Below are 25,594 nucleotides of genomic sequence, written 5' to 3'. Positions count from 1 at the left end.
GTCTTTTCCTTAAACTTTACTAAAGTCGAGTGAGATTTGCTGATACTTGCCTTGTTCATCACGTTCATAAAAGCGCATGTATTCGGTGCTACTGACGACTTGCATGGCATCAGCGATAGCTTCCATCGCTTTTTCCCATTTCGGATGCTCGAAGTCATGACGACGTAGACCAAGTACGCGCTGGGTGCTGACTTTACCTTCTTTATCGACCTGAAAGGCATCGTTAACAAGGGTCATTATCTCTTTGGCGCTACTTGCACCCCATTCTTCGATGCACTCGTGGATTAGATTTTGGGCAATTTGTAGGCGCTCATCAAAGACGATGTGATCTTGGATAGCAATCTGCACTTTATACTTACCATCAAAGCTGGGAAGACTAACGTTTCCCTTCTTGCCACCATATTCAGTGTCATATTCAGCAGCCGAAAGGTTTAAAAAGTCTCTAAAATCTGCAAAAAGAGACTGCTTGGTTTGCTGCATAATGCCCCGTAAGTGTTTTGCATCTTTAATCATTTGCTTAACTTGCTCATCACGAAGCTTGTCGATAGGTTTTACCTTATCAACAGGTACGTGATAGCCTTTTTCATTGATCATAAATCCGTCGGATACTTGTACTAAGTTAGACATTGCTTTGCTCCTGTTGTAGTTTGATATCATTTAATAGAGTCATTGTTAATTGATGGTTAGCGTTTTTGATAATTTGATTTAACCTTTCATCTTGTTGTTCTTGAGCATCTATCATTTCTTGTGCTGATAATTTCAACTCATGCGCTAATGCTTCAGGTGTTACGTTTCTAATGATAGTGCGTATAAATACTTCACGTTCGATGCCCTCTCCAAAGCGTTGCCATTCACTATCGTCATTGGAATTAGGGTTAAGAATTAATGCCATGTTTTGTTCCTTATACATTCATAATGATGTCGTGATTAACGACGGGTACGCCAAGGTTGGCTGCCATGTTCATGGCACCAGTCAATAGGTTGCCAATGGCTAGCGGATACATAAGGCTTTGGGTAACCTTGCCTTTGTTGTCAGTGCGAACTAGGCGGCTGGTAATTGCATTGATACCAGACTCGTCAATGATGCTGTTTAGGTTGTACTGCTTACCTAAACGTTTGGTTAAATATCCAGATAATTCTGCGGGTGCAATGGGTTGTAATGTGACGATCTCACAACGTTGCACCACCTCTCTAATTGTTGGGTTTTGCTCTGATAGCTTTAGCCCAAGCTCGTTTTGACCTATTAAGATAATGCCAAGAAGCTTGTCATAGCCATCCTCTAACTCGAAGAAGCGTTTGAGATGCTTAAGAGTTGGAATCGGCAAGCTGTGTGCCTCTTCGATAATTAGTACGTGGCTATTACCTGCTTTGTGCGACTCTTTTAGTACGTTATGTACTTGTCGAAAGCGTGCTTCGGGGCTGCGCTTTGGATTCTCTAACGGACTAAGTGCATTTAATACTGCTTCTGCAATGTGCGACGCTTTGAGCGTTTTGCCTTTAATATCGTTATCCTCTGCTGCTAGAACATAAGGCTCGATTGTAATGATTGATTGGTTTTCACGCTTTAGGCGATCAATAAGGTCACGCTTTAACGTGGTTTTACCAGCACCTGACTCGCCAACGACGGCGATAAAGCCTCCATGCTTGGCAGTGTGATGCATGGCTGCACGTACATAAGCTGTATCAGTAGATTGATATAGCTCGTCTGCTGAGCGAATATCATTGGTAAATGGATTAGTGAAAAGCTTAAACTGCTTACGGGCTGGTTCGGTTAGGGTTTGTTTGCGTAGTAACATAAGTTCATCCTCTTCTTTGTTTAAATCTTTAGTTGTATTTAATATCTCGGCTAATGGCTTTCTATTTTCATATTCATTTAGATGTAAGCTCGCGAATATTACCTTTAAAGACGTGGTATCTACATTGACTCCAGTTAAGTGGTCAGTAATGCGTTTTTCTAAAGACTCTCTTGGTAATCTTTTTGGGCATATACCTTTATTAACAAATTGATTTAGTGCTGCTGGACTAATGTGTATGGCATCTGCTAATTGGCGTTGGCTTATATTGTTGTTTTCTAATAATTGTTTGAACGTCTGCATTAGATTTCCTTTTAATGATTAACCACTTTTAGATGCTGAACGGGTCGGCCCATCACAATGCGGTCGGCAATATCGGTAATAGCAGTTTGAGGTACGCCATTCGGGTATTGAGCTTGCAGTTCAGCAAAATGCTCAGGTGTCCATTGGTTACCTATTAAGCCTCTTAATTCCATTGCTGCTTGAACATGGGTTAATGGTTTAAGCTCACGGTTGCCTTTTAATAAGTGCTCATGCGTGCTTGTATCAATGGTTTGACCAGCTTTAGTAATGACGTTTGGCACGTTGCCATCGCTATGGCTGTTGTCTACATCTGCCATTGCATCGACTTCGCCTTGATAGGCTGCTTTTTTCTGTTTACGGGCTTTATCCACCTCGCTTTCGCTATCTGCACCATAAGCGGCTTTAAGCATTGATTTACGACTGCTATCCGCTTTACTTTCAGGTTTAGCAATCATTTGTTTACCAATAACGGGCGAATGAATGGCAAAGCCTGCATCATCTGTTTGTATTGGGCTGACGGTATAAACAGTGTCTAACCAAGTGACGTCAATATCTGGTGCACGATATGGGTTGACGACTATCTCGACTTCGGCTTTCGGATAGATGTCTGGCAGATGGGTGACATCGTAAGTTTGATTTGGATAGCCTTTGATGGTATGGGTAACAGTTAAGTCGCCACGTACTTTCATAGCTTTCGGTTTGGTTGTCACAAGCTCTCGGCATATCTCTAAGCTTGGTGCTAACCTGAGTTGCTCTGGAGTAATAGTGAGCCATACCGCATTGCGAGTCTTGCGAGTACGGCTATGGGTTGCCGTGGCGTTAAAGTGAGTACGCCATCTGGTGCAATAGGCGTTTAGCTCAGTCAATGACTTACAGTTTAAAAATGTAAGACGGCTTTCAAACTTGCACTCGACAATGTCGTTGTGCTTTTCAACTTGACCTTTTGCACGGCTATTGCCAGCGGCATGTTCGATATGCTCGACATTCAGACGCTCCAACAGGTTTAAAAATAAGCCTGATAAGTTTGCCGAGCCTTTGTCCATCACAAGGATATGAGGTACTCCGTGCATGGGGTCATTCGCTTCACGCTTTTGTATGGCGTTTAAAAAGACTTGGGTTAAATTTTCGCTAGACTCTGCGCCCAGGACGTATTCCACATAAGTGGCAGCACTGTAGTGGTCAGTAACGACATAACGGATTACCCGCTCTTTTTCAATTTTCTTGATGTTGGCTGGTTTGTTTTTATAGAACTCTTTTTGCTCCATTACCGCCAATCCACCTTTTGGCAGGTAGAACAAGACACAGACTGAAGCATCAATCTGCCATACATGGTTGGGGTGTAGACTGCGTTGGTTAACGTGGGCGGTTGGCGTAGATAACTGGCTTGGATGACAGTGATACGCCTTGAGGGCGCGCAAGATGGTGCTAACGGCAACGTCAGGCAGTTTGCCTTGTGCTTTTAGCATCTCGGCTGCGTCACTGACAGATAAGATTTGTTTGCCATTGGCACGGGTGGCGACTAAGATCATGCCACCGATCAGCTGAGCCTGCTCTTTAGTAATCACGCTATCGCCTTTATCAGTACGTGTCTTGCGAGGCTTGGTAAAACCTGCGTCTTTGAGCAGTTGATACACTTGTTTGGTTGAGCAACACAAGTAATCCGCTGCTTGCTCAACGATTGGCGTTTTTTGCCCATGCTTGGCACTATCAAGACGCTGGGCAAGCTGTTTTAGATAATCAAAGGTGGCGGTGTCCATAGGTTGCTCTTGTTTGGTTGTTATACTAACTAGTCGTTTAAAAGGTCTTCTGGAGTTTGACCTTGTAATTCAAAATTGTCAGATTCTAGAGCATCATTCATCCAGTCCGGAGTTATCATCTCTTCAAGATTAATCTCAATACCCTCTGCAGCTGCTAGCTCGGCAATGCGGTTATAGGTGTAGCTGACATCACTGTCTATCTTGAATATCAAGTGAGGTACGTCCTCTGCTGCCTGCTCTTTCAATGTAATGATTGAGTTATTAAACTGGCTAATGGCGGTAAGCATACTGGTCACTGCTTGTGCCAACTCGCTACTAATATGCGCTTCTAGCTCTTTTTGGACAGCCAGCTTTTGGTCTGGGTCTTTACGCAGGCTTAGCTTGGCATCTAGCTCGTCTATCTTTTTGTTCTTAGTGGATAGGACGCTGTCTTTGGCTTTGGCATCGGCTTGCAATTCATTGATTTGCTTTTGCAGCGTATCGCGGGTTTTAACGTGCTTGGCACTCATTTCTTCAATGAGATCAATTAAGGTTTCTTTGTCTTCAGCCTGTACTGCTTCGCCATTGATGATGACTTCTCGCTCAGCATCAGGAAGCTTGCGAAGTTTACGGAGGTCTCGATAACCAACGCCCATACGCTGTGATGTTTCTAGGAAGTCTTCGCCAAAGGTAGATAAATTACGGATTTCTTCATCAATATGTTGGTGACTTTTTCCTTGGGTTTGGCAAAACTCCTGCCAAGTGCTGACGGTCAGCAGTTCGCCATTTGTATCAACGATGCTCAAGCCCTTATATTTCTTGGTTTCCTTAAGGTATGCATAAATTTTAATTTTGCTGACACGTCCGAAGTTTTCAATTAGTTCAGCATATTGGCTTTGACCCAAGAGGCGTGCCACCTCAAATTGGTCAATATTTAAATTGTCTTTAAGTTCTGCCAATTGGTTTTGATCTAAGTTATTCACTATTTAACCTCCTCGTTAATACGTTGTAACCAGCCATGACTAACCATATAATTAATAGAATGTGTGATTGATTTTCCTGAGCGAATCAGTCGTTCCAACTCAAAGCTAGCCTCTACTGCCGTACTGATTTCATTGTCATCAAAGCCTCTACCTAGTAGATCCTGTGGTGATGTATTGGGCATACCTAAGACCTCTCTAGTTATAGATCCATACATAGCAGTAGTTAAAATACGTAATTGCATTTGTGTCTTTAAATATCCAATGAGTTCGTGAGTATTTGACATATTCAATCCTTGTTAAGTTAGGTACTGATTGGCATGGGCAGTCACTCGTTGGTTGACCGCATCTAACTGCTCTTGCGCTTGACCAACCTCAAGGCTATGCGCTCGTGCAATGGCAAGACAGGCTGTCGATAAGGCATACTTTTTATTGTGTTCAAATTGCACTGCCATCCCCTCGCTAATCATGTCTTGTAGTGTGCGATGAGTATTAACACTGTTTTCATCAATACCTGCTGCGATATCTTTTAAAGCCATGCCTTGTAATGATTTGCCTGCTAAAACTTTTTGAATCTTTAAAGCTCGTTTAGTGGCGTTTGCCATGATTACTCTCCTTGTACAGCTTGTGAAATCCCCCTAAATCCCCCTTTGAAAAAGGGGGACTTAACCACTTGCACTGGTTGACTCTGTGCTCTTGCCAGTTCGGTACGTAAGAGGTCGTTTTCGGTGTAAGCGCAGTACCAAGCAGTGATAAAAAATCCTAGTAATACTGCTAGTACTGTTTTTAGATAGTCACGCTTTGGGGTAATTCGGTGCATTGCTTGACTACGAGCCTTGCTGCGAAATGGGTCTGATGTATCTGAGTTAGCATTGATTTCATTCATCAAAGCCAATCCTTCTATTTGCTCGACGACCATTGAACCTAGGGCATTTTGGATAATGGTATCTGCATGGATGAGTTCACGACGCAGCTCGGCATTGTTTAGCTTTAAGCTGCTGACTCTTTTGTGTTGTTTAGTCGTCATGATTAAGCCTCCTGTTTTGCATTCTGTTTAGCATTGGGATCAAGCTTTAGACCCATTGCTACTTTGATATTGTGGCTTTTGCCACGAGTTCCTTTCACAAGGCCTGTTAAGATACGAGAGCAATATTCGGGGTCGTAGCCTCTATCCTCTGCCCACTGTTTGAGAGTGATACCCTCGTCAATAAGCTGTTTTCGAAATTCATTAGGCGTTTTTGGTGTTTGGGGTGTGATAGATTTAGTCATGTGCTAAAATCCTTATGGTGGTTTATGAAACAAATATGTATCTAGCAATGTGTATATAATGATACATATGTATCATTAAGTCAAGGCTAAATTCCCTATGAATGATAAATATGTATCAATTGGCAAAAGAATTGCTGATGAAAGGAAAAGACTCGGTTATACCCAGCAGCAAATTGCTGATCTGTGTGAGGTATCTAGAGTACAGTGGGGTCGCTACGAAAGAGATGAGAGTGAGTTAGGTGGGCGCGTGCTTAAAGCTTTTACTGAGCTTGGTGCAAGTATTAGCTATATAATGACTGGTGAGAAAAGTACCAGTCGTTTAATTGGTAAGGTAGCTCCCAAAAAAGATGTGAAACCACTTTCACTATCGGAAGAAGAATGGAAAATGATACAAATGTATCGAAAGATGAGTAAAGATAAGCAGGAGTTACTAATGCAGACAGCTAAAGCGTTTGCGGAAGATTAATCTAATAAAGGAATAGACTATGCCAAGTATGGATGAAATTAGACCAGTTTTAGAAAAACTAGACGGCGCTAGCGTTTTACTCGGTCGAAAAGAGATAAAGGAGTTGCCAAGTATCTTATGGGAAAATGAGAGGCCAGAAGCTATTATCCAAGGCTTTTATAATAATGGTACTGGTATTCTAGTTTGTACGAATAGTCGCTTAATCTTCATTGATAAGGGCTTAATTTATGGGTTAAAAGTTGAGGACTTTCCGTTAAAGAACATATCTTCTATTCAATATGAAACAGGTATGATTTTTGGCAAAATAACTATCTTTGCGTCAGGTAACAAGGCGGATATTGAGCAGTTGGACAAAAAGCAAGCAAGAAACTTCTCCGAATTTGTACGCTCTAAAATATCTAAAGGAACTGAAACAACGAGTAATGCTCCACCACCTATTCCAACACCTAATGATACAAATATCACTGAAAGTAAAAGCAGTACAGATATTATGATTGAACAGCTTGAAAGGCTTGCAGCACTTAGAGATAAAGGAATATTGACTGATGAAGAATTTGAAGCTCAAAAAGCTAAAATTTTGAATAACTAAAAAGAGTAAACAATGAAAAAGTCAATAAATAGTGATGTGATCGGGGTTTTGGTGTTATGCACGTGGTTATAGTGGTTTATAGTTGAGTTGGGAAAAGGGTATAGAATGGATAATAAAATAACAATCTCTAATGAAATAGATGCAATCGAATTTTTAAAGAAATATCTAGAAAATCCTGACTCTATTGATACAAGTCATATCGTCTTTGAGGGATTAGATAGTTTTCATATTCATCTAACTGGAGATAAGTTTCATAATAGTATTACTCCTAGTGTGATGAAAGGCATTATAGTTTTACAACATTCTTTATATGAAGCATTTGCATTAGCCGTTTATAATGATAACAACATTAATAGACTGACTAAAGAACAAAAACAACAACTTGAGATACAAGTAATTGTTACTGAAGGCTCATCTATTCTTGATATTGATATCAATGATTTATTTACAGAAATAGTAAAGGCTACGGTGGGTAAAATGAATTCTACAGAAGCAATGGCACTCATTATTTTTGCCCTGGTTGCGTACTTTGGTACTTCTGCATGGAGACACTGGGTTGATAGTAGAAAAGCTTTAAAAGAGAAAGAGTTAGAGAACGACTCACAAAAAAATATACTAAACACTATGAGTGAAACTACAAAGAATGCTTTAGATACACTCGAAAAAGTAGCTATACAAAATGATAAGGCAAAAATCATATACAATAAGTCAAAAGAAACTAAGGCTGAAATACTTAAAAGTACTCGCTATGCTGATGATGTGGATATCGACGGCGTCATTGAAGTAACAGGAGAAGAAGCAGAATATTATGCTAAAACTCCTAAAGAGGACTGGCTACCCGTCAGAATGGATGGACGATATAGACTTTTAGAAGTTAACTCTTCAAGCACATTAATTCGTAAAGTTAGGGTTAGGAATCTTGATACTCATAGAGAGTTTACTGCTACCCTTGAGGACAATACTTTAGATAATCAACATCTACTTAAGCTTGGTAAAGCTGAGTGGAATCATCATCCAGCATATCTTGAAATCAAAGCTAGAATAAAAGGTGAACTAATTAAAGATGCTGTTATCATTAGTGTTACAAGAGTTGAAGAGGATATTGTTTTTGATGATAGCCAAAAAATCGATGATGATAACTAACCCTTAAACCGCCATAAAATCAAAACCACCTCTAAATTAATAACCTGTTAACTAAATTAAGTTAACAGGTTTTTTTATGTCTGATCAAAATCCAAACATCAAACACGAACTGCCTTGGGTTGCTGAGGCTCGACACTATATTGGGTTAAAAGAAACCCGAGGTACACGCCATAACAAAACCATCCAGCGCTGGCTAGGCAATCTTAACGCCTGGTGGACAGATGATGAAACACCATGGTGTGGTGTATTTGTTGCTCATTGCCTCACTGCCAGCAATCGAGGTATACCAAAACACTGGTATCGAGCAAAAGCCTACGCAAGCTACGGCACAGTACTGTCTAAACCTGCTTATGGTTGCCTTGGCGTGATGAGCCGTAAAGGCGGTGGCCATGTGTGTTTTGTCATCGGTAAAACTTCAGGCGATCGCCTTGTTGTGCTAGGAGGTAATCAAAATAATCAGATTAGTATTGCCACCTATCCACGTAGCCGTTTTACCGCCTTTGTGTGGCCATCCAGAGGTAATGGTGTACCAAGTTTACCATATAGCTATCGCTATGATTTGCCATATTATCAGTATGGTAATTATCGCCAACCAACCTCTGAGGCTTAAGGAATCGATATGCAATCAAAAAGTAATAAGTTTGACAACAGCAAGCATTGGTATGAGTCTAAGACAATGTGGTTTAACGGTGTATTGGGTGTATTAGCAATCATTTTTAAAATTGTTGACCCCTTACTGCCATCACTTGAGCAGTACATGACTGCTGAAAACTTTGCATTACTATTAGCAACCGTAAACCTAATTAACGCCATCTTGCGTAAAAACACAACTCAAGCAATTAAAAGCGGTGGCGTGCGTGAGTGACATTATCGATACCGCCAATAAAACCTTTGAATATTGGCTGAATGGGCAAATACAGCAGGCAACAAAACAAGCCGATCCAAACGATATCAATGAGTGCGAGGACTGCGGCAACCTAATTGGCACGGCTCGTAAACGTGCTGTGCCGTCTGCTGTTCGTTGCATCAAATGCCAAACTAAATATGAAAGGACTAAACGATGATATTAGAGCTAGAGCCCTATCAAGCCATTGGGTTAGCAGTGACCATCGGTGGTTCTATCTGGGGGGCAGGCACCGCATTTTTTAACCGCTTTGAATCAGCATTGCGTGAGCGTGATGATGGATTAAAAGATGAGCTGGGTAAGCTAAGTCGGCAAGTGGGCGAACAAACCGCTGAAGTGCGACAGATTGAAAAAGACTTATTACAACTTAAAGCAGAGCTTCCCGAAAAATACATACATAAATCTGACTTTAACCGCACCTTCACTGTGGTAGAAGCTAAGCTTGATAGGCTTTACGGTATTATCAGTCAAAACAATAAGGATTAAAAGATGAGCGTTGATATACAAAAAAGCCGCCGAGAAGGTATGCGCTGGTATCTACTGGTGGCGATGCACCGAGGAGAACCGCTTGGCTGCGGTGATACGATGCTAAAAACCATTATTGATGATATATACGGCAATGTGACACCAAATGAATTGCACCAACAGTTGAGCTATCTTGAACTAAAACAAATGGTCATGGTAACTAAAAAACCAGATGGGCATTGGCATAGCCGATTGACTGCTGTGGGTGTTGATGTTGTAGATTATACGGTGGATTGTCCAGCTGGCATTGCTCGCCCTGCTAAGTATTGGGAGTAAATGATGGCGATCCATTCTAGTAATATCTCAATCTTGAATGCTATCGCCTACATGGCTGATCAAGACCCAATGCGTGGGATATATCATTGCGATGGTAAAACGATAACGCATAATCCACGCAATAATATTCGTATGAAAGCTAAGCGCTGCAAAGCTAAGCAAAATAAGCGGAAGGGGCGTTAGATGGGACGGGAAACTGCGATTGATAAGTTGGCACCAGAGCACCGTAAAAAGCTTGATGATAAGCTGTTTGATAATGGGTTTAATGGCTATCAGGACTTAGAGGCATGGCTACGTGAGCTTGGCTACGAGATTAGCAAGTCATCAATCCATCGGTATGGCAAAAAGCTTGAAAGTAAACTGAATGCTGCTAAAGTCGCAACTGATATGGCCATTCACTTTGCAGAGAACGCTGGTGATGATACGGGGGCATTATCTAATGCCACTATCACGCTGATGCAGACTGAAGCCTTTAATGCACTAGTATCACTTAAAGAGCTTGATGAGGTTGAAAATAAAGAAGAACGTCTTCTGTTAATTGCAAAGATTAGTAAGTCTATGGCTGAGCTTACTCGTGCAAATATCACTCAGAAGAAATGGGAAAGTGAAGTCAAAGAGCGTGCGCGTGCTGAATTAATAAAAGAGCAAGAAGCTAAGCTTGAAGAACATGTTAGGGCTGGTGGACTTGGCAAAGACCAAGTCGACTTCTGGCGTCGTGAGTTCTTAGGAGTACGCTCTTAATGCCTGCACAAAATGGCGAATTAAAACCCTTAAGCGACACTCAAAACATTATCGAATGGGAGGATTTGCCGCAATCGGTTAAAGACATCCCCCATAACCTAAATGTGATGCAAGACGGCTTGCTGATGGCGCACCAGACTGAAGCCATTGCTTTGTCTCATGAGTACGACATTTTAGTAGTGGAAAAAGGACGGCGTACCGGTCTGACATTTGGGATGGCACTGGATAAGTCGCTAGTGGCTGCATCACAGCGCCATGCAGGTGGTGATAATGTGTATTACATTGGTGATACCAAACAAAAAGGCTTAGAGTTTATAGGCTATTGCGCTAAGTTTTTGCAGACGATTGCCCGTGCTCAAGGTCAAGGCGTGAGTGGCATTGAAGAATTTTTGTTTGAAGATCAAGACGAACACGGCAAGACCAAATATATTACAAGCTGGCGTATCCGCCTCGCCAGTGGCTTTCAGATTATGGCGTTATCATCACGACCAGAGAATATCCGTGGTTTGCAGGGTCATGTATTGATTGATGAAGCAGCATTCCATAGTAATGTTCAAGCGGTGCTGGATGCAGCGACAGCACTACTAATCTGGGGCAGTAAGATTGTCATCATCAGTACCCACAATGGTACTCAAAATGCTTTTAATCAGCTTATTAAAGAGGTGCAAAATGGTGTCTATGAAGATACTGCATTTGTGTATAAAGCTACGTTTGATGATGCGGTAGCTAATGGGCTATATGAGCGTGTGTGTCTGATTAAAGGTGAGTCGCCAACCCCTGAAGGTAAAAAGAAATGGTATCGTAAAATCAGGCGGGGTTATGGTAGTCGCAAATCACAAATGCGTGAAGAGCTTGATGCCATACCTCGCGATGGCAATGGTACCAGTTTGCCAAATACGTGGATTGAGCGTGCATCGGTACAAGATCGTAAAGTATTACGCCTTGCTCTACCTGAAAGCTTTGTCGATAGAAGTGTTGATGATAGAGCAGACTTTGTCGATGGCTGGATAGAAGCGAACCTTAAGCCATTACTAAAAGATTTAGACCCTAAGTGGCTGTGGTACTTTGGTCAAGACTATGCACGGCATCGTGACTTTAGCATTATCACACCGCTTGGCATTATGCCAAACTTAGTACGTGATGTGCCGTTTGTGATTGAAATGCATAAAGTGCCAGCACGGCAGCAGATGCAAATATTATGGGCGATGATAGAGGGTTTACCAAGATTTATTGCTGGTGCAATGGATGCAACTGGTAGTGGTGAAACAACTGCAGAGCTGACCGCTGATAAATTTGGACATGACCGAATACTACAAGTGAAGCTGACGCAAAAGTGGTATGGCGAGTATATGCCTAAAATGATTAATCTGTTTGAAGATGCCCAGATATTAATGCCAGCCGATAGCAACCTGACCCAAGATTTGCGAGCAATTGAGGAGGTTAACGGTATACCGATGGTGGTTGCGCTTAAACGAAAAGACTTAAAAGATCCTGAGCTTGAGCGCCACGGGGACTTCTCCCCTGCGCTGTGCTTAGCGAATGCGGCTTATATGCAAATTTCCATGGGGGCGTATGTGGTCGCCTCTCGTGCGGCTGATACTGATAGTGGTGTACAGCAAGGCATAGGGCTAATTGGCCGCTTTAAAAATATGATACGAGGCTATGACTAAATGAGCATGACAGAGACTAAAACAAATCGACTATCCAGTGAAATCGCTAGTCGTGAAAAGATAAATCCGTATCTAGGCTCTGACTTAGGTGCACTGATGATGTCACTGCCAAACCCTGATCCAGTTCTAAAAAAGCTTGGCTGCGACATTGAGGTCTATCGTGACATTATGGTCGACCCAGTGATTAAGGGAGCAATACGCCGTCGTCGCTCTGCTGTCGTTGGTCTCGAATATGGGCTCGATCAAGGTGATGCCAGTGATAAAGTCATGGACTTGTGTCAGCAAGTACTGGCTAATATCAAGCTGCGTACATTGATACGTGAACTGCATGATGCTGCTTGGTATGGTTACAGCCCTGCAGAAATCTACTGGACTAAAGATAATGGCTTATGGATACCTGAAAAGGTCGTCGGGAAACCGCCAGAATGGTTTGGCTTCAATGGTGATAATGAGCTATGTTTTAAAAGCTTTGGGAGCATGACGTTTGAGCCTGTGCCTGAGTTAAAGTTTATCATGGCTCGTAATGATGCGACTTTTAATAATCCATACGGTGTGGCGGATATGGCTGCTGTGTATTGGTATGCGATATTCCGTAAAGGCGGACTGAAGTTTTGGTTGCGCTTTGCCGATAAATACGGTCAAGCCTTTATCGTGGGTAAACACCCTCGTGGCACACCGCAAACTGAGGTCGATAAAATACTAGACAGTTTAGAGGTGTTAAGCCAAGACGGTATCGGTGCTATACCTAATGATGGATCTGTTGAAATCATTGAGGCGGCTGGCAAAGGGGCAACTGCTGATATGTTTGAGCGCCTGCTTAAGTATTGCCGTAGTGAAATTAACATTGCGCTACTTGGTCAAGATCAATCTACTGATTCATCGAGCACTAACGCTAGTGCCACGGCTGGACTTGAAGTTACAGACGACATACGTGATGCCGATGGTGAGATGATAAGCGATGCCATCAATGAACTACTGCGCTACGTTGTGCGTCTCAACATCGGTGATGATGAGCCAATGCCAGTGTGGAAAATGTGGTCTGATGAAGATGTCACTGAGCAACTGGCCAGTCGTGATGAAAAACTACAAAAAGCTGGTGCACGTCTGACTAAAACCTACTTTATGCGAGCCTATAAACTCGGTGAAGATGATGTCGATGTCGACGCACCTCTTACAGCACAAGCTCGAAGCCGAGGACGTGCTGATCGTGGCCGACAAGATGACGCTACTCAAAACTCTGGTGTTGAAGCGGACTTTAGTGAGTCTGATTTTAGTGAAGACGCATCCCCAACCCTTCCTTTATCAAAGGAAGGGAGATTTACGCCTGTGCGAATAGACTATGCTGACGCTCATGTCGATCAAATGACAAATGACAGTCAGCCCCATATAAATGATTGGCTAACACGCTTGAAGATAGTTATTGATAACGCACCTAATCTTGAAGCTTTGCCAGACATGTTGACCACAGCGTTTAGTGATCTGCCTAGTGATGAATTGGTAGAGGTTATTGCGCTAGGGCTGACGGCAGCAGAGTTGGCAGGACGTGCAGAGGTAGTTGGCGAGGCAGCATTAAATAGCGATGGTACCAGCTTGTGAGTGATAAATTATGAGTGATAAAGAGCTGTCTAATGTACAAGCGGCGTTTAGGTTGCCCTTTGCTGAGCAAATAGCGTTTTATGAGCAAAAGGTACGCCTGCCCACCCAAAGCTATAAAGATTTGCAAGCACACCAGCATGATAAAGCGTTTGTAGTGGCTGGGGCGATGAAAGCGGACTTGTTAAAAGATTTGCAAGATGCGGTAGGCAAAGCGATTAGCGATGGTGAAAGCTTGGGGCAGTTTAGACAACGCTTTGGTGAGATTGTGAAAAAGCGGGGCTGGCTATCGGATGCCGATAAAGAGTATAAGGCATGGCGTGCTCGTATTGTCTATCTAACCAATATGCGCACCAGCCATGCTGCTGGACGTTGGCATCAAATGCGTACACCTGAGATGTTAGCGGCAAGGCCGTATTGGCAATATCGGCATGTGACACTAGATAACCCACGCCTTAATCATAAACGGCTTAATGGTCTTGTGCTATCTGCCAATGATGGCTGGTGGTCAATAAATTATCCACCCAATGGCTATGGCTGTAACTGCTATGTACGTGCGTTAAGTCAAAGAGATGTACAGCGTCTAGGGCTTAGTGTGGCAGATACGCCTGATGTTGACGGCTATACAGATGATAGCTTTGCACATGCACCAGGGTCGAGCTGGTATCCCAACCTTGATAAATATAGCTATGTAATCGCTAAAGCTATGGTTGCGGATGGTATGGCAAACGGGGTGTTTGTACGCTGGATAGCAAGAATGAATGACCAGCGTGATGAGCTTCTACAACAAGAAAACTATCATAAATTATCAAATCTTGATAAAAATAGGCTGATAAGACAGCCTGATACGGGTGAAAAATATGCAGTGGCAGTGATAAACCCAAATCAACGGCAAATACTGGATGTTGAAACACAAACTATCTGGCTAAGTGAATATGATGCCCTCAAACAAGCAGAGAGCCGTGCAGGTAATCGTGGCTTTGATGCGTCGAGTTATCATAAAGTACAACGGGTAATTGATAATGCAACGCTTATTGTACGTCAGATACACAAGCCGACAGGTAAGCCATCACAACGTACACTGTGGGTTGAAGGTTTTATGGAGGGTAAGAAGTCTCGTTATAGTGCAGTGCTGCATCAGACGGCGGATGGCAAAGAGATATATTTAAAATCTTATAGATTAGATAGCACAAAAGATAAAGCGATTAAAAAACGTGGTGAGGTGCTGTTTGAGAAATAGCAGACAAAATAAAGCACCTAGCAGAACGCTCCCAGAGTTCTCATCAATCACCGAAATCTGTAAAACAGATTAGTGGCGGGAGGGAGACTTACCGCAGTTTGGACTAGGTGCATATTTATATTAATACATAAAATGAGTGGGTGCAATGATAACCGTACAACTTGAAGGTAGCGATCAAGTACAAAAGCAACTACTACGACTACAACAGCGTGTGGGTAATATGCGCCCCCTTATGGCTGATATCGGTGAACATCTCGTCAATAGCACCCATGATAACTTTGAGACATCAACAGCACCTGATGGCACAAAATGGGAAGCAAATAGCCCAGTGACTTTTGCTCGTATGCTAGGTCGCTCAGATATGGGTAAGTCAGGTCGCATTAATAAGCGTGGTAGGAACAAGGTAATGAATAAGCGACCGCTGATTATGAGTCATACCCTAATGCAGTCCATTCATTATCAGGCAGCGAGTGCCAGTGTGACAGTCGGTACCAATATGATATATGGAGCTATGATGCACTTTGGTGGTAGTAAATCTGAGTTCCCTCATCTGTGGGGTGATATTCCTGCTCGTCCGTATTTGGGGCTTGGTAAGGATGATGAGGCGGTAATTAAAGATATGATTAGCGAGTATTTGATTGAGTAGATTATTAAAGACAGCAAAGGCGCTTAAATTGCGATTTAAGCGCCTTTGCTGTCTTTATGCGGTCATTAGTGGTAATTGATGTTGATAGGCGTTTATAAATGTTTATAAATGGATTTTAGGTTGTTTTAAAGCTGTACTACTTATGCAATTAGCTACGCCAGCCTCGTTTATCTGTAAATACCCAAGTCACGACACCAATGACCATAAAATATTCTGGGTTCTCAATTATCACATTATTGTAGTTATCGTTATGAGCGACTAACACGATGCCATCATCACGAACGACCATTTCTTTAATTAACGTGTCATTCATATAAGCACAGGCGACCAGTTGACCTGACTTTGGCTCAATATGTCTATCAACCAGCAAATAGTCGCCATCCTCAATACCAGCATCTATCATTGATAACCCACCTGCTTGGTAAAGATAAGTTTCGCTTGGGTGAGTTAAACACAACGTATTGAGATCTACCATCTCAATATCATCGGTGACAGGTGCAGGCATACCCGCTGATAGCTTAGATAAAAACTGCGGTAAGTTTGACTGAGTCTTGATATCTAAAACACCAACAAGGGTTGCATTACTTTCAATGACATCGTGCACCTTCATTATTTAACCTCCTCTAAATTATTATGAATGAATTTTAATCATCTACTGATGGCTTTAAAACTTCAAGTAAATTTGAGGATTACACGCCAAGTAATGTCGTTTCATTTTTTTAGATAAATACCTTGTGTCTATTTAATCCTTAAAACGGCATAAAATTAGTAATGTAATACGCCCTCTACTATGTGTCATAAATGAGTTATCTCTTATAACAAGCTTTATTTATGGCAACCTCTCTATGAAACGTATCCATATCTTTAAGACAGGCACGCATACCGATAGCCACGGGCAAACTGTAAGCTTTAGTGAGTCTGATCTTGCTAAAGCAGTCTCTTCATATAACCCAGATATCCATCAAGCACCCATTGTAGTTGGACACCCAAAGACTGATGCCCCAGCTTTTGGCTGGGTGCAGTCGCTTAGCGCAGATGGCGGCAATCTATTTGCCACCCCTGAGCAAGTCAATACAGAGTTTAGCGAACAAGTGAAAGCTGGCAGCTACAAAAAAGTATCCGCAAGCTTTTATCCTCCCAATAGCCCAGCAAACCCAGTCAAAGGCGTGTATTACTTGCGTCATGTGGGGTTTTTGGGCGCTGAACCACCTGCGATTAAAGGTCTACAGCCAATTGAATTTAGTGAAGTCGCAGATGAAGTCACTGTGACGGTGGACTTTAGTGAAAATCCATCCCCAACCCTTCTTTTGGAAAAGGAAGGGGGTGCAAATCAACAAAATATATTCAACCAATTTGTAGACGGATTGCGGACACTGTTTTTTGGTGAGTCTGCAACTGCTGCTGTGACTAGTGCTCAAACTGAAATCCAAACTAATCCAGAATCTAAACCAGAACAAAAGGACGACGATATGACAACTCCAGCACCTGCTGCTCCTGCAACACCACCAGTGCCACCTGTGACTCCAGCGCCACAACCAACGCCTAATACTACTGATAAAGATGCTGAGATTGCCCGCTTAAAATCAGAGCTTGATGCTAAGACAGCAGCTGAAGCGAAAGCTAAAGCCGATGCGATGGCTAAAGAGAATGCCGACTTTGCGGAAAGCTTGGTGGGTAAGCATAAGATTGCCCCAAAAGATAAAGACTTAGTAACTGCAATCTTAGATGGTCTTGATGCTGCTGATACCACTAAGCCGATTGAGTTTGGTGAGGGTGATAGCAAACAGCCATTAAAGCAAGCAGTGAAAGATAAGCTTGCCAATGCTGATAAAGACAGCTTTGCTTACTTATTTAGTGAAGCCGCTAGTAAAGAGTCAACCACCATGACGACATCCAATTTTGAAGCACCCTCTGGTACGACTATTGATGCGGATCGCTTGACGCTGCACAACGAAGCTTTGGCATATAGCGAGGCACACAAGGTTGACTACGCTACGGCTGTAGACGCTATTGGCGGTTAGTTACGTGCTAATAAATAAAAAAAGAGTCAGTATTTATTCAATAAAACAAATTAAAACTGGAGCAATAAATGGAAGGTATCGATAAAAGCGTACAGCATCGCAGCTTGCTAACACTGCCAGTCACGGTGCAACAAGACACGCCAAAAGGCACATGGGTCACTGCTACAGGTAAGCAGCTATCTGCTGAAGCCTTGCCGCTTGGGGTTACTCAATATGTTGCAATCGCTGGTGAAACGGTAGCCGTCACTGTGGTTGGCACAGCCAGTATGAATCTTGACACGATTGCAAGCGCCGCAGTAATGGCAGGCGATGCAGTGTGCTTTGAATCGGGCGCTATGACGATCAAACCTGCCGCTGATGCGGTAGCGACGCCAGCCGATGTATGTGGCATTGTGCTCTATGACGCCGCCGCAACGGGTCATGCTGAAGTGCTACTGCGCTAAGAAACAGCCCTAACCCCGCTTTAAAGTAAGAGAGCAATTTGTAAACCAAAATATTAAATGAAAAGGACAAAGCCAATGGCTAAAGTAACTGTAGACCCAATTTTGACCAAAGTCGTGCAAGGCTATGTTGTGCCAAACACAGTTGGTCATGTGCTGTTCCCACGTGTAGGCGTTACAAAATCTGGTGGCAAGGTCATCATGTTTACTGACCGAGATTTCAAGGTCTATAAAACTGCTCGTGCGCCAGGCTCAAATACCAAACGTATCGATGTTGGCTATGAAGGTGCTGATTATGCATTAGAGAATCATAGCTTAGAGGGCAAACTGCCCCGTGAGCATCTGCGTGATGCCAATGCAACGGCACCAACTATTAAGCTTGAACAACGTGCTATCCGCAAGCCATGGAATGCCATGGGGCTGGGATTAGAAGTGCAACAGGCGAAACTGGCTCGCGACCCTGATCAGTATGCACCCACCAATAAAAAAGCGTTATCAGGCACGAGCATGTGGACAAGCCCTGAAAGTGACCCTGTACAAGACATCGATGATGGCAAAGAGGTTATCCGCTCTCAATGTGGCGTAGAACCAAACCGTTTGGTATTAAGTCCAAGTGGATTTAAAGCTCTTAAAAACAATCCTAAAGTTCGCGAGGCAATGAAAATCACTGCTGATGGTAAAGCTATTTCTCCTGAAATGATTGCCGATTTATTAGATTTAGATGAGGTAGTGATTGGTAAAGCCTTGTACTACGATGAAAAGCTTGATGACACAGTTGATGTGTGGGGTAACGATGCTGTTTTGGCTTATACACCCACCTCTGACGAGCTTGATCGTGAAGAGCCTGCATTTGGCTATACCTATGAGATGGAAGGCCATCCGTATGTAGAAGCTAAATACTATGATGATAACGCCAAAAGCTGGTTTTACCCTGTTACCCATGAGCGTAAGCCTCTTATTGCAGGTATCTCAGCTGGATTTCTGTTTAAAAACGTCGCCTAAGTCTGAACTTGCCTAATAAATAGCCAAGCCATGCTTGGTGTCAGCTAGACAATGTGCTAGCTGACATAACCATTACATATTTAAAGGATTACCTTCAATGAAACAGACAAATTTAAGCACAGCGATTGTGGCCGCATTATTTGCCATCCGACACAATGGTATTGAATATGAATCAGACGATTTGTTCGAAGTTGCTGAAAATCAAGCTGTATTTTTGCGCATGGCTAAGTGCGTTCGTGAACCGACTGCGTCTGAAATTGAAGACTGGGAAGCGCAAAAGCAAGCAGAGCAACAAGCAGCGACTTTATATGTTAATGAAGAAGAGCTGCCTTCTGACGCATCAGGTGCAGTCACAGATGATAATCAGACCGCAACTGATATGGCAACGGACGTGGTGGTGGCTGACACCGATGCTGACACAGATCATGCTGATGTCGTAATTGGCGAAGCCGTCTCTATACCTGAATCTGATGTAGCTGAAGAAGAAATCAGTAAAAGCACAAACCCATACGATGGCTGGCTTAAAAAAGATCTAAACGCCGAGCTTGATAAACGTGGTATCGAGCATGATGCAAAAGCCACCAATGATGTGCTTGAGCGGTTATTACTTGCTGATGATGCTAAGTAAGCATTACTAAAGAATAAAGCAGAACGATTAACAAGGGCTGTAACATGGTGTATATAGATATTGATGACTTGCGGACGCTTGTACCACTGAATGTAATGCAGCAGTTGTCTGACGACGAAGCAACTGGTGATATTGATTATGCACTGCTCGAGCAAGTTATTAATGAGGCATGCGAGGAGGTGGACGGCTATTTGCGGGGTCGTTATCACTTGCCCTTTGCTCCTGCACCCACTCTTGTTACACAGTGTGCTAAACAACTTGTGCGTTATGCCATATATGAACGTCGCCCTGAAGGCTTTGAGCTGCCTCCAGCAGTAATCGATGGTCGTAAAATTGCCATTAAAAATCTTGAAAAAATTCGAGATGGGCTGATCAGCTTAGGTGTGGCTGATGGCGATTTGAAAGGTCGACTGCTCAATGACGATGGTGAGTTTCACGTCAAAGTACGGCCAAGCCGTGACAACATGAGTAGCTTTGGCCGCGAGGTGCTTGATAGATGGTAAATTGCAACACTCAACAAAAAAACGATGTCGTCATCGAGTTTAAAGATACTGAAACGTTATCACTTGGATTTAGTTACACAGATGATGATGGCGATGTGCTGGCACTAGGGGATGATGTTGATGTCGTTTGTCAGATACGCACGTTATCAGATCGCTTAGTGTGTGAGTTAGATGTTGTAATTAATGCCAAAGCTGGACAGTTTATAGCAAGTACGCAAGATAAGCTGAAAGCGGGTAGTTACAAAATGGATGTGATTTTTTATGAAAACGATGTGGCGCTGTCGACTGATAATGATATTACGTTGGTTGTTAATCGGGGTTGGTCTCGTAATGAATAGTTGGAATGAGTAATGGCAAAGCTGGTAGTAACGCATAAGCAGAAAAAAGTTGTTTTAAACGTTGGTAAGTTTGTGCCAACTGCTGCCCAGCCCAGTAGCTTGATCAGTAAAGATGCGCCTAATGCATTAAAACTGGGTAGTGATAATAAGCTGTTAGTTGATGAGACCAGTATTACAACTACTAATAATTACGTAGCAACAATAGACGGGATATGGAGTACATAAATGGCATCATTAACACAAGAAGTGAATTTAGGGTTTGAGCGATTAACAACTTTGCTTAAGCAAGTGCGTGACGCTGCAAAGGCGGCGCGTGGCGACTTAGCTAATCTAAACACAATAGATAAGACGAGCCTCGTTAATGCGCTTAATGAAATTAAAGCACTGATCAATGATGCTAGCAATATTGATGACAGTGCATCATCATCATCGTCTACTTGGTCTTCTTCAAAAATTAATAGCGCAATTACACAAGCGATCAGTAATTTGATCGCTGGCGCTGATGTCGATAGCGACAGCTTAAAAGAGCTAGCTGATAAAATAACTGCTCTAGCGCAAGCAGATAATGGTCTTGTTAGTGCTGCACAAGCTCAAAACTTTAGTGCAGAGCAACAAAAACAAGCACGTGACAACATTGATGTGTATAGCAAATCAGAAATCGGCAATATCAACAGTGCTGATTTTGTAGCGACTATCAATCAAACTTATACAAGCTAAGGAAATACGTTATGAGTTTGATTGAAACAATAAACGCTGGTTTTACAAGAGTCGCTAATCTACTAAAGACTAAAGCAGATAAAAGCGAGCTATCAAAATACTACTCAGCGCTTGCGGTGCAAAGCCGAGGAATGAACTTGATAACTAACGGCTCAGGATTAATGGGTAATAATTATAATTTTAGTGATTTTGAATTTTACCGATCAGACGCCTATGCAGGATTTGGCAGTTTTGTTAACGACACACGTAATGCGATAGTTGCACTTGACGAGCTTATACCAATTATTCCATCCAGCATTTATAAGATATCTGCTTTTTTAAAATCGATAGAGCTTGACGATAACAATTTTGCATATATAACGATACAGCCCATTGACGCTGATGGTCTAACTATAATGCCTCAGATGTATACCTTTGACGATAATATAACGACATTAACTCAGCCGTTAAACATAGGAGATACTGAGCTGCATATTGCTGATGCTACGGGCTGGGATACTTTGAGTCTGTCGAGACGCTATATTAAAGTCCACGAATATAAAACAGCTGCTGGTATCAAATTTGGCGAAAAAACGTATAGTCGTAACGTGTCGGGGAGAGGTGTATATACAGCAGCAGACGTCGATTTAGCAAATAACATTATAGCTATGTCAGATGTCTGGGATCGTGCTAATCCAGATGATCCCAACGGCACTTGGCCAGTCGGTACAAAAATAGGGACATCGCAATCAGGCGGGTCGTTTTTATATCCGACCAACTTATTGAATGTCCCTATTGGTAAAAACTGGACTAAGGGCGTCGGGGTTTTTGGGGGTATCAATGATACTGGACAGTATAGCTCAAGCACGCTGCCACATGGAACAGCATTAATAAAAGTGGGTTTTCTCCTCAACAGGGGCGGAAATGGAAATAATAAGACTGCTGTTTCGTCTGTTCATTTGACTGAAATAACAACAGAGAACCTGACCAATGGTCAGCAGGTATACACGGGCGCACTGCAAACAGCAGACGGTCAGACGCTGAATGTTGTTAATGGGTTGATAGTGCAATGACAAGCAATGTATATAAGCACTGCTCAATCACAACAGACGTTAGCCAGTCAATTGTTAGTCAGCTACAAGATCTAGTTTGTACAACTCTAGCAGTAGAGTTTTATCCCGAAAAGCCAGCGACTTACAGGCTTAATCACACTAATGGCGCACTACTCGTTAACTACGCTCAGTCAAGTTATCCCAAGCACAATGAAACAGGCGCTGTGATACGTCCTCGCACTATGATGCTTACCGTCACTATCGTAAGCCGCGGGCTGTATGACAGATATGGGGCTGTGCCGCTTGTGGACTGGGTAATCTCAATGTTATCAGGGTTTACCCCTGCGCATGCGGATAAACCACTAGCACCACTTAAAGATTACTTTGTACAGCATCAATCTGGGCTTTGGTTTTATGGTGTGGATTTTGAAACTGAGGTGGTACACGTGCAGAGCTTGGCGATGAAAGAATTATAAGCTTAGATAAGGATAAAATTATGGCGGGTTATCAGTATAAAGGCTGCATCACAGGATTTAGTGAGCACGGGATAACAACTTTGTGGCAACCAACTCATCACGAACAGTTAGTTGAGCGTGATGATAACGACTATAGCAAGAGATTGGTGCAAACTCATCTTTTGCTTGTTAATGCAACCGATGCTCACGATGCAGATGACGGTTATTCAGGTTCAGGTTGGTGGAAAGATCCTGCAACTGGGATTGTGTATTGTAAAGACATACCAGAGCATGAAACTCACATGTTTGATGATGATCCCATAGAGTATATATGTGTTTATACAAAAGAAGATGCTACTAATTATGCCGAACGAGCTGCAACATCTAACATTACTAATATGTACGCTATGTTTTATAAAGCGACTAACTTTAATAAAGACATAGCGCATTGGGATGTTAGTAATGTTACTAATATGAACCTTATGTTTGCTGGTGCTACTGCTTTTAATAAAGACATAGCGCATTGGGATGTCAGCAATGTTACTTATATGTACAAGATGTTTCAAGGTGCGACTAGCTTCAATAAAGACATAGGTGGCTGGGATGTTAGTAATGTTACTGATATGGGAAAACTATTTGATGGTGCTACTAGCTTTAATCAAGATATAAGTGGCTGGAATGTTAGTAGTGTTGCTGATATGAACCTTATGTTTGCTGGTGCGACTAGCTTTAATCAAGACATAGGTGGCTGGAATGTTAGTAATGTTACTGATATAGAAGGTATGTTTTCTGGTGCGACCAGCTTCAATCAAGACATAGGTGGCTGGGATGTTAGTAATGTTACTAATATGGACCTTATGTTTTATCAAGCTACTAGTTTCAATCAAAACATAGGTGGCTGGGATGTCAGCAGTGTTACTAGTATGGTATCTATGTTTGCTGAAGCGACTAACTTTAATCAAGACATAGGTGGCTGGGATGTTAGTAATGTTACTAGTATGTACGGGATGTTTGCTGGTGCGACTAGCTTTAATCAAGACATAGGTGGCTGGGATGTCAGCAGTGTTACTGGTATGTACAGGATGTTTTATCAAGCTACTAGCTTCAATCAAGATATAGGTGGCTGGAATGTCAGTAATGTTACGTATGTGTTCGAAATGTTTGCTGGTGCTACTAGTTTTAATCAAGATTTATCAAAATGGTGCGTTATTAATTTACCAGTTGGCCAAGAAGGTTTTGAGGAGGAAAACTGGACTGAGCCTAAGCCGGTTTGGGGTACCTGCCCAAGGGGTGAAAACGTCGCTTAGTCTTTAAGCCTTATCTCTATCTCTTATTTTTTACTAATTTCCATACCAATCCAATAGGAAACCGACATGACTCAATTTTTACATGGTGTTGAAACAATCGATGTGGGCAAAGGCACTACTCAAGTACGAGAAGTACGCTCAGGCATCATCGGCTTGGCTGGCACAGCTCCCAAAGGTGAGGTTAATAAATTGACAATTTGTTTATCTTCAACTGATGATGCTCAATTTGGCGATATTACTAATAACCATACGATTCCACAAGCTCTCAAGTCACTACGTGAACAAGGCGCTGGGCTTGTTATGGTTGTCAATGTTGGCAGCGATACTGACAGTGTTGATACAGCTGACATCATCGGAACAATAACAGAAGATGGTAGTCGCACAGGCATTCAATTGCTTGGTGATGGCTATGGGATCTATGGCTATGACGCTAAGATTTTAATTGCACCAGGCTTTAGTGCTGTACCGGCTGTGGCAGGCGCACTAGAAGTTATGGCACATAAAATCAAAGCTATGGCATATATCGACCTGCCACTGGGACTTAAGCCAACTGAGGCGGTTGCTAGCCGCGGTGGGGTGGCGCCACTGGGGCTTGATATTTATCAAACTCAATCTAGCCGTGTGCGCATCTGTTATCCGCACCGTAAAGTATTTGACCCTGTAACTAATGATACTAAGCTTGAGCCTGCCTCTATTGCATGGGCTGGCGTGCGTGCGAGGGTTGATAGAGATATTGGCTATTGGACCAGCTCATCCAATAAAGCGATACGTGGCACACTTGGACTTGAGCGAGTTATTTCTGCTCGATTGGACGACCCTGATACTGAAACCAACTTACTTAACGAAGCAGGGTTTTCCACCATGTTTAAGGCATTTGGTACTGGGTTTTTAACATGGGGTAACCGCTCAGCATCGTATCCTGTCATGAACAACTTTGATAGCTTTGAGCAGGTGCAACGCACTAAAGATATGATTGAGATGAGTATTCATCAATCAAGCTTACCCTTTGTAGATAGTGATATACGTCAGCCACAAATTGAGGCCATTACTGAATTTGTAAACAGCTATCTACGCACCTTGCAAATGAGAGGTGCTATCGTTGGCGGTGAAGCGTATTTTGATCCAACTCGTAATCCACCCACTGAGCTTAGCCAAGGGCATATCGTCATTGGTTATAAGTTTACCCCTATCTTCCCAATGGAGCGCATCACTTACGAGCGTGAAGTGACGGGTGAATATTTGCTAAACATAAAATCTGTCAACATGGGAGGCATCTAA

Annotated in this window: 36 protein-coding genes; 26 read left to right on the top strand and 10 right to left on the bottom strand. The window is 42.5% G+C overall.

The window, feature by feature from the left end:
• Nucleotides 1-9: 9 nt before the first annotated feature.
• From AC2SLN_RS06130 to AC2SLN_RS06090, 9 genes are read right to left on the bottom strand one after another with little or no spacing between them, the layout of a single operon-like run.
• On the bottom strand, nucleotides 10-627 hold the full coding sequence (locus AC2SLN_RS06130) for a DUF3164 family protein (protein ID WP_486550084.1): 618 nt from the start codon (nucleotides 625-627) through the stop codon (nucleotides 10-12).
• Complete coding sequence (locus tag AC2SLN_RS06125) at nucleotides 620-892, bottom strand: hypothetical protein (RefSeq protein WP_486550082.1); 273 nt, start codon at nucleotides 890-892, stop codon at nucleotides 620-622. The genes AC2SLN_RS06130 and AC2SLN_RS06125 overlap by 8 nt, the downstream gene beginning before the upstream one ends.
• A gap of 10 nt (nucleotides 893-902) precedes the next feature.
• On the bottom strand, nucleotides 903-2,096 hold the full coding sequence (locus AC2SLN_RS06120) for an AAA family ATPase (protein ID WP_486550080.1): 1,194 nt from the start codon (nucleotides 2,094-2,096) through the stop codon (nucleotides 903-905).
• Nucleotides 2,097-2,107: 11 nt separating this feature from the next.
• Entirely contained in the window at nucleotides 2,108-3,853 is a 1,746-nt protein-coding gene (locus AC2SLN_RS06115) for a transposase family protein (protein WP_486550078.1), read from the bottom strand.
• 29 nt (nucleotides 3,854-3,882) lie between these two features.
• Nucleotides 3,883-4,815 (bottom strand): hypothetical protein, encoded by a 933-nt coding sequence (locus tag AC2SLN_RS06110; protein ID WP_486550077.1) that lies wholly within the window; start codon nucleotides 4,813-4,815, stop codon nucleotides 3,883-3,885.
• Nucleotides 4,815-5,099, bottom strand: coding sequence for a hypothetical protein (locus tag AC2SLN_RS06105; protein ID WP_486550075.1), 285 nt, complete (start codon nucleotides 5,097-5,099; stop codon nucleotides 4,815-4,817). Before AC2SLN_RS06105 ends, AC2SLN_RS06110 begins: the two co-directional genes overlap by 1 nt.
• A gap of 12 nt (nucleotides 5,100-5,111) precedes the next feature.
• Nucleotides 5,112-5,417: an IclR family transcriptional regulator gene (locus AC2SLN_RS06100; protein ID WP_486550073.1), complete on the bottom strand. Its 306-nt coding sequence runs from the start codon at nucleotides 5,415-5,417 to the stop codon at nucleotides 5,112-5,114.
• A gap of 2 nt (nucleotides 5,418-5,419) precedes the next feature.
• Nucleotides 5,420-5,839 carry a hypothetical protein gene (locus tag AC2SLN_RS06095; RefSeq protein ID WP_486550071.1) on the bottom strand — a complete coding sequence of 140 codons (420 nt, stop codon included), beginning with the start codon at nucleotides 5,837-5,839 and terminating at the stop codon, nucleotides 5,420-5,422.
• A gap of 2 nt (nucleotides 5,840-5,841) precedes the next feature.
• Nucleotides 5,842-6,081 (bottom strand): DNA-binding protein, encoded by a 240-nt coding sequence (locus AC2SLN_RS06090; protein ID WP_486550069.1) that lies wholly within the window; start codon nucleotides 6,079-6,081, stop codon nucleotides 5,842-5,844.
• 97 nt (nucleotides 6,082-6,178) lie between these two features.
• On the opposite strand from AC2SLN_RS06090, the gene AC2SLN_RS06085 reads away from it, so the two are divergent.
• The 14 genes from AC2SLN_RS06085 (at nucleotide 6,179) to AC2SLN_RS06020 (ending at nucleotide 15,874) form a co-directional block, all read left to right on the top strand.
• On the top strand, nucleotides 6,179-6,547 hold the full coding sequence (locus tag AC2SLN_RS06085; RefSeq protein WP_486550067.1) for a helix-turn-helix domain-containing protein: 369 nt from the start codon (nucleotides 6,179-6,181) through the stop codon (nucleotides 6,545-6,547).
• A 19-nt stretch (nucleotides 6,548-6,566) separates the two neighbouring features.
• Nucleotides 6,567-7,136, top strand: coding sequence for a PH domain-containing protein (locus AC2SLN_RS06080; RefSeq protein ID WP_486550065.1), 570 nt, complete (start codon nucleotides 6,567-6,569; stop codon nucleotides 7,134-7,136).
• Between the two features lie 105 nt (nucleotides 7,137-7,241).
• Nucleotides 7,242-8,279 carry a hypothetical protein gene (locus AC2SLN_RS06075; RefSeq protein WP_486550063.1) on the top strand — a complete coding sequence of 346 codons (1,038 nt, stop codon included), beginning with the start codon at nucleotides 7,242-7,244 and terminating at the stop codon, nucleotides 8,277-8,279.
• Between the two features lie 76 nt (nucleotides 8,280-8,355).
• A complete protein-coding gene (locus AC2SLN_RS06070; RefSeq protein WP_486550061.1) occupies nucleotides 8,356-8,889 on the top strand; it encodes an NlpC/P60 family protein in 534 nt (177 codons plus the stop codon).
• 9 nt (nucleotides 8,890-8,898) lie between these two features.
• On the top strand, nucleotides 8,899-9,144 hold the full coding sequence (locus AC2SLN_RS06065; RefSeq protein WP_486550059.1) for a hypothetical protein: 246 nt from the start codon (nucleotides 8,899-8,901) through the stop codon (nucleotides 9,142-9,144).
• The gene (locus tag AC2SLN_RS06060; RefSeq protein WP_486550057.1) at nucleotides 9,137-9,343 is read left to right on the top strand and encodes a TraR/DksA C4-type zinc finger protein; all 207 of its coding nucleotides are present in this window, start codon (nucleotides 9,137-9,139) and stop codon (nucleotides 9,341-9,343) included. Before AC2SLN_RS06065 ends, AC2SLN_RS06060 begins: the two co-directional genes overlap by 8 nt.
• Nucleotides 9,340-9,669 (top strand): hypothetical protein, encoded by a 330-nt coding sequence (locus AC2SLN_RS06055; RefSeq protein ID WP_486550055.1) that lies wholly within the window; start codon nucleotides 9,340-9,342, stop codon nucleotides 9,667-9,669. The genes AC2SLN_RS06060 and AC2SLN_RS06055 overlap by 4 nt, the downstream gene beginning before the upstream one ends.
• 3 nt (nucleotides 9,670-9,672) lie before the next feature.
• Nucleotides 9,673-9,984, top strand: coding sequence for a hypothetical protein (locus tag AC2SLN_RS06050; RefSeq protein ID WP_486550054.1), 312 nt, complete (start codon nucleotides 9,673-9,675; stop codon nucleotides 9,982-9,984).
• A gap of 3 nt (nucleotides 9,985-9,987) precedes the next feature.
• Complete coding sequence (locus AC2SLN_RS06045) at nucleotides 9,988-10,167, top strand: hypothetical protein (protein WP_486550052.1); 180 nt, start codon at nucleotides 9,988-9,990, stop codon at nucleotides 10,165-10,167.
• Entirely contained in the window at nucleotides 10,168-10,725 is a 558-nt protein-coding gene (locus AC2SLN_RS06040; protein WP_486550051.1) for a DUF3486 family protein, read from the top strand.
• A complete protein-coding gene (locus tag AC2SLN_RS06035; protein WP_486550049.1) occupies nucleotides 10,725-12,395 on the top strand; it encodes a terminase large subunit domain-containing protein in 1,671 nt (556 codons plus the stop codon). Before AC2SLN_RS06040 ends, AC2SLN_RS06035 begins: the two co-directional genes overlap by 1 nt.
• 6 nt (nucleotides 12,396-12,401) lie before the next feature.
• Nucleotides 12,402-13,991 (top strand): phage portal protein family protein, encoded by a 1,590-nt coding sequence (locus AC2SLN_RS06030; protein WP_495057370.1) that lies wholly within the window; start codon nucleotides 12,402-12,404, stop codon nucleotides 13,989-13,991.
• A 10-nt stretch (nucleotides 13,992-14,001) separates the two neighbouring features.
• Entirely contained in the window at nucleotides 14,002-15,228 is a 1,227-nt protein-coding gene (locus AC2SLN_RS06025; RefSeq protein WP_486550045.1) for a phage head morphogenesis protein, read from the top strand.
• A 145-nt stretch (nucleotides 15,229-15,373) separates the two neighbouring features.
• Nucleotides 15,374-15,874, top strand: a complete 501-nt coding sequence (locus AC2SLN_RS06020; protein ID WP_486550044.1) for a phage virion morphogenesis protein — start codon at nucleotides 15,374-15,376, stop codon at nucleotides 15,872-15,874.
• Between the two features lie 148 nt (nucleotides 15,875-16,022).
• On the opposite strand, the gene AC2SLN_RS06015 is transcribed toward AC2SLN_RS06020, so the two are convergent.
• Nucleotides 16,023-16,484 carry a LexA family protein gene (locus AC2SLN_RS06015; RefSeq protein WP_486550042.1) on the bottom strand — a complete coding sequence of 154 codons (462 nt, stop codon included), beginning with the start codon at nucleotides 16,482-16,484 and terminating at the stop codon, nucleotides 16,023-16,025.
• Between the two features lie 235 nt (nucleotides 16,485-16,719).
• Here AC2SLN_RS06015 and AC2SLN_RS06010 point away from each other — a divergent pair, with 235 nt between their 5' ends.
• The 12 genes from AC2SLN_RS06010 (at nucleotide 16,720) to AC2SLN_RS05955 (ending at nucleotide 25,594) form a co-directional block, all read left to right on the top strand.
• Nucleotides 16,720-17,895, top strand: a complete 1,176-nt coding sequence (locus tag AC2SLN_RS06010; protein ID WP_486550041.1) for a hypothetical protein — start codon at nucleotides 16,720-16,722, stop codon at nucleotides 17,893-17,895.
• 68 nt (nucleotides 17,896-17,963) lie between these two features.
• Entirely contained in the window at nucleotides 17,964-18,338 is a 375-nt protein-coding gene (locus AC2SLN_RS06005; protein ID WP_486550039.1) for a capsid cement protein, read from the top strand.
• 75 nt (nucleotides 18,339-18,413) lie between these two features.
• On the top strand, nucleotides 18,414-19,337 hold the full coding sequence (locus AC2SLN_RS06000) for a major capsid protein (RefSeq protein ID WP_486550037.1): 924 nt from the start codon (nucleotides 18,414-18,416) through the stop codon (nucleotides 19,335-19,337).
• Between the two features lie 97 nt (nucleotides 19,338-19,434).
• A complete protein-coding gene (locus AC2SLN_RS05995) occupies nucleotides 19,435-19,965 on the top strand; it encodes a hypothetical protein (protein ID WP_486550036.1) in 531 nt (176 codons plus the stop codon).
• Between the two features lie 44 nt (nucleotides 19,966-20,009).
• Nucleotides 20,010-20,468, top strand: a complete 459-nt coding sequence (locus tag AC2SLN_RS05990) for a gp436 family protein (protein WP_486550035.1) — start codon at nucleotides 20,010-20,012, stop codon at nucleotides 20,466-20,468.
• A complete protein-coding gene (locus tag AC2SLN_RS05985; RefSeq protein ID WP_486550033.1) occupies nucleotides 20,462-20,806 on the top strand; it encodes a hypothetical protein in 345 nt (114 codons plus the stop codon). The genes AC2SLN_RS05990 and AC2SLN_RS05985 overlap by 7 nt, the downstream gene beginning before the upstream one ends.
• 12 nt (nucleotides 20,807-20,818) lie before the next feature.
• The gene (locus tag AC2SLN_RS05980; RefSeq protein ID WP_486550032.1) at nucleotides 20,819-21,031 is read left to right on the top strand and encodes a hypothetical protein; all 213 of its coding nucleotides are present in this window, start codon (nucleotides 20,819-20,821) and stop codon (nucleotides 21,029-21,031) included.
• The gene (locus AC2SLN_RS05975) at nucleotides 21,032-21,523 is read left to right on the top strand and encodes a hypothetical protein (RefSeq protein WP_486550031.1); all 492 of its coding nucleotides are present in this window, start codon (nucleotides 21,032-21,034) and stop codon (nucleotides 21,521-21,523) included.
• Between the two features lie 11 nt (nucleotides 21,524-21,534).
• Nucleotides 21,535-22,575 (top strand): hypothetical protein, encoded by a 1,041-nt coding sequence (locus AC2SLN_RS05970; protein WP_486550029.1) that lies wholly within the window; start codon nucleotides 21,535-21,537, stop codon nucleotides 22,573-22,575.
• Nucleotides 22,572-23,030, top strand: a complete 459-nt coding sequence (locus AC2SLN_RS05965) for a Gp37 family protein (RefSeq protein ID WP_486550028.1) — start codon at nucleotides 22,572-22,574, stop codon at nucleotides 23,028-23,030. Before AC2SLN_RS05970 ends, AC2SLN_RS05965 begins: the two co-directional genes overlap by 4 nt.
• A 20-nt stretch (nucleotides 23,031-23,050) precedes the next feature.
• The gene (locus AC2SLN_RS05960; RefSeq protein WP_486550026.1) at nucleotides 23,051-24,316 is read left to right on the top strand and encodes a BspA family leucine-rich repeat surface protein; all 1,266 of its coding nucleotides are present in this window, start codon (nucleotides 23,051-23,053) and stop codon (nucleotides 24,314-24,316) included.
• Between the two features lie 66 nt (nucleotides 24,317-24,382).
• On the top strand, nucleotides 24,383-25,594 hold the full coding sequence (locus tag AC2SLN_RS05955; protein WP_486550024.1) for a phage tail sheath subtilisin-like domain-containing protein: 1,212 nt from the start codon (nucleotides 24,383-24,385) through the stop codon (nucleotides 25,592-25,594).

It is taken from the genome of Psychrobacter sp. CX90 (assembly GCF_057396305.2).
Note: the sequence above shows the minus strand (reverse complement) of the source record. Positions and strands in the feature narration are given on the sequence as shown.

Excerpts from the sequence above, each read along its gene's own strand:
- AC2SLN_RS06100 (WP_486550073.1), bottom strand. The coding sequence starts at position 5,417 with ATGGCAAACGCCACTAAACGAGCTTTAAAGATTCAAAAAGTTTTAGCA.
- AC2SLN_RS05995 (WP_486550036.1), top strand. The coding sequence starts at position 19,435 with ATGAAACAGACAAATTTAAGCACAGCGATTGTGGCCGCATTATTTGCC.
- AC2SLN_RS06030 (WP_495057370.1), top strand. The coding sequence starts at position 12,402 with ATGACAGAGACTAAAACAAATCGACTATCCAGTGAAATCGCTAGTCGT.
- AC2SLN_RS06120 (WP_486550080.1), bottom strand. The coding sequence starts at position 2,096 with ATGCAGACGTTCAAACAATTATTAGAAAACAACAATATAAGCCAACGC.
- AC2SLN_RS06115 (WP_486550078.1), bottom strand. The coding sequence starts at position 3,853 with ATGGACACCGCCACCTTTGATTATCTAAAACAGCTTGCCCAGCGTCTT.
- AC2SLN_RS06065 (WP_486550059.1), top strand. The coding sequence starts at position 8,899 with ATGCAATCAAAAAGTAATAAGTTTGACAACAGCAAGCATTGGTATGAG.
- AC2SLN_RS06130 (WP_486550084.1), bottom strand. The coding sequence starts at position 627 with ATGTCTAACTTAGTACAAGTATCCGACGGATTTATGATCAATGAAAAA.
- AC2SLN_RS06050 (WP_486550054.1), top strand. The coding sequence starts at position 9,673 with ATGAGCGTTGATATACAAAAAAGCCGCCGAGAAGGTATGCGCTGGTAT.
- AC2SLN_RS06105 (WP_486550075.1), bottom strand. The coding sequence starts at position 5,099 with ATGTCAAATACTCACGAACTCATTGGATATTTAAAGACACAAATGCAA.
- AC2SLN_RS06070 (WP_486550061.1), top strand. The coding sequence starts at position 8,356 with ATGTCTGATCAAAATCCAAACATCAAACACGAACTGCCTTGGGTTGCT.
- AC2SLN_RS06080 (WP_486550065.1), top strand. The coding sequence starts at position 6,567 with ATGCCAAGTATGGATGAAATTAGACCAGTTTTAGAAAAACTAGACGGC.
- AC2SLN_RS05970 (WP_486550029.1), top strand. The coding sequence starts at position 21,535 with ATGAGTTTGATTGAAACAATAAACGCTGGTTTTACAAGAGTCGCTAAT.
- AC2SLN_RS05985 (WP_486550033.1), top strand. The coding sequence starts at position 20,462 with ATGGTAAATTGCAACACTCAACAAAAAAACGATGTCGTCATCGAGTTT.
- AC2SLN_RS06015 (WP_486550042.1), bottom strand. The coding sequence starts at position 16,484 with ATGAAGGTGCACGATGTCATTGAAAGTAATGCAACCCTTGTTGGTGTT.
- AC2SLN_RS05955 (WP_486550024.1), top strand. The coding sequence starts at position 24,383 with ATGACTCAATTTTTACATGGTGTTGAAACAATCGATGTGGGCAAAGGC.
- AC2SLN_RS05990 (WP_486550035.1), top strand. The coding sequence starts at position 20,010 with ATGGTGTATATAGATATTGATGACTTGCGGACGCTTGTACCACTGAAT.
- AC2SLN_RS06090 (WP_486550069.1), bottom strand. The coding sequence starts at position 6,081 with ATGACTAAATCTATCACACCCCAAACACCAAAAACGCCTAATGAATTT.
- AC2SLN_RS06075 (WP_486550063.1), top strand. The coding sequence starts at position 7,242 with ATGGATAATAAAATAACAATCTCTAATGAAATAGATGCAATCGAATTT.
- AC2SLN_RS06020 (WP_486550044.1), top strand. The coding sequence starts at position 15,374 with ATGATAACCGTACAACTTGAAGGTAGCGATCAAGTACAAAAGCAACTA.
- AC2SLN_RS06085 (WP_486550067.1), top strand. The coding sequence starts at position 6,179 with ATGAATGATAAATATGTATCAATTGGCAAAAGAATTGCTGATGAAAGG.
- AC2SLN_RS05960 (WP_486550026.1), top strand. The coding sequence starts at position 23,051 with ATGGCGGGTTATCAGTATAAAGGCTGCATCACAGGATTTAGTGAGCAC.
- AC2SLN_RS06055 (WP_486550055.1), top strand. The coding sequence starts at position 9,340 with ATGATATTAGAGCTAGAGCCCTATCAAGCCATTGGGTTAGCAGTGACC.
- AC2SLN_RS06005 (WP_486550039.1), top strand. The coding sequence starts at position 17,964 with ATGGAAGGTATCGATAAAAGCGTACAGCATCGCAGCTTGCTAACACTG.
- AC2SLN_RS06000 (WP_486550037.1), top strand. The coding sequence starts at position 18,414 with ATGGCTAAAGTAACTGTAGACCCAATTTTGACCAAAGTCGTGCAAGGC.
- AC2SLN_RS05975 (WP_486550031.1), top strand. The coding sequence starts at position 21,032 with ATGGCATCATTAACACAAGAAGTGAATTTAGGGTTTGAGCGATTAACA.
- AC2SLN_RS06125 (WP_486550082.1), bottom strand. The coding sequence starts at position 892 with ATGGCATTAATTCTTAACCCTAATTCCAATGACGATAGTGAATGGCAA.
- AC2SLN_RS06040 (WP_486550051.1), top strand. The coding sequence starts at position 10,168 with ATGGGACGGGAAACTGCGATTGATAAGTTGGCACCAGAGCACCGTAAA.
- AC2SLN_RS06095 (WP_486550071.1), bottom strand. The coding sequence starts at position 5,839 with ATGACGACTAAACAACACAAAAGAGTCAGCAGCTTAAAGCTAAACAAT.
- AC2SLN_RS06045 (WP_486550052.1), top strand. The coding sequence starts at position 9,988 with ATGGCGATCCATTCTAGTAATATCTCAATCTTGAATGCTATCGCCTAC.
- AC2SLN_RS06025 (WP_486550045.1), top strand. The coding sequence starts at position 14,002 with ATGAGTGATAAAGAGCTGTCTAATGTACAAGCGGCGTTTAGGTTGCCC.
- AC2SLN_RS06035 (WP_486550049.1), top strand. The coding sequence starts at position 10,725 with ATGCCTGCACAAAATGGCGAATTAAAACCCTTAAGCGACACTCAAAAC.
- AC2SLN_RS06010 (WP_486550041.1), top strand. The coding sequence starts at position 16,720 with ATGAAACGTATCCATATCTTTAAGACAGGCACGCATACCGATAGCCAC.
- AC2SLN_RS05965 (WP_486550028.1), top strand. The coding sequence starts at position 22,572 with ATGACAAGCAATGTATATAAGCACTGCTCAATCACAACAGACGTTAGC.
- AC2SLN_RS05980 (WP_486550032.1), top strand. The coding sequence starts at position 20,819 with ATGGCAAAGCTGGTAGTAACGCATAAGCAGAAAAAAGTTGTTTTAAAC.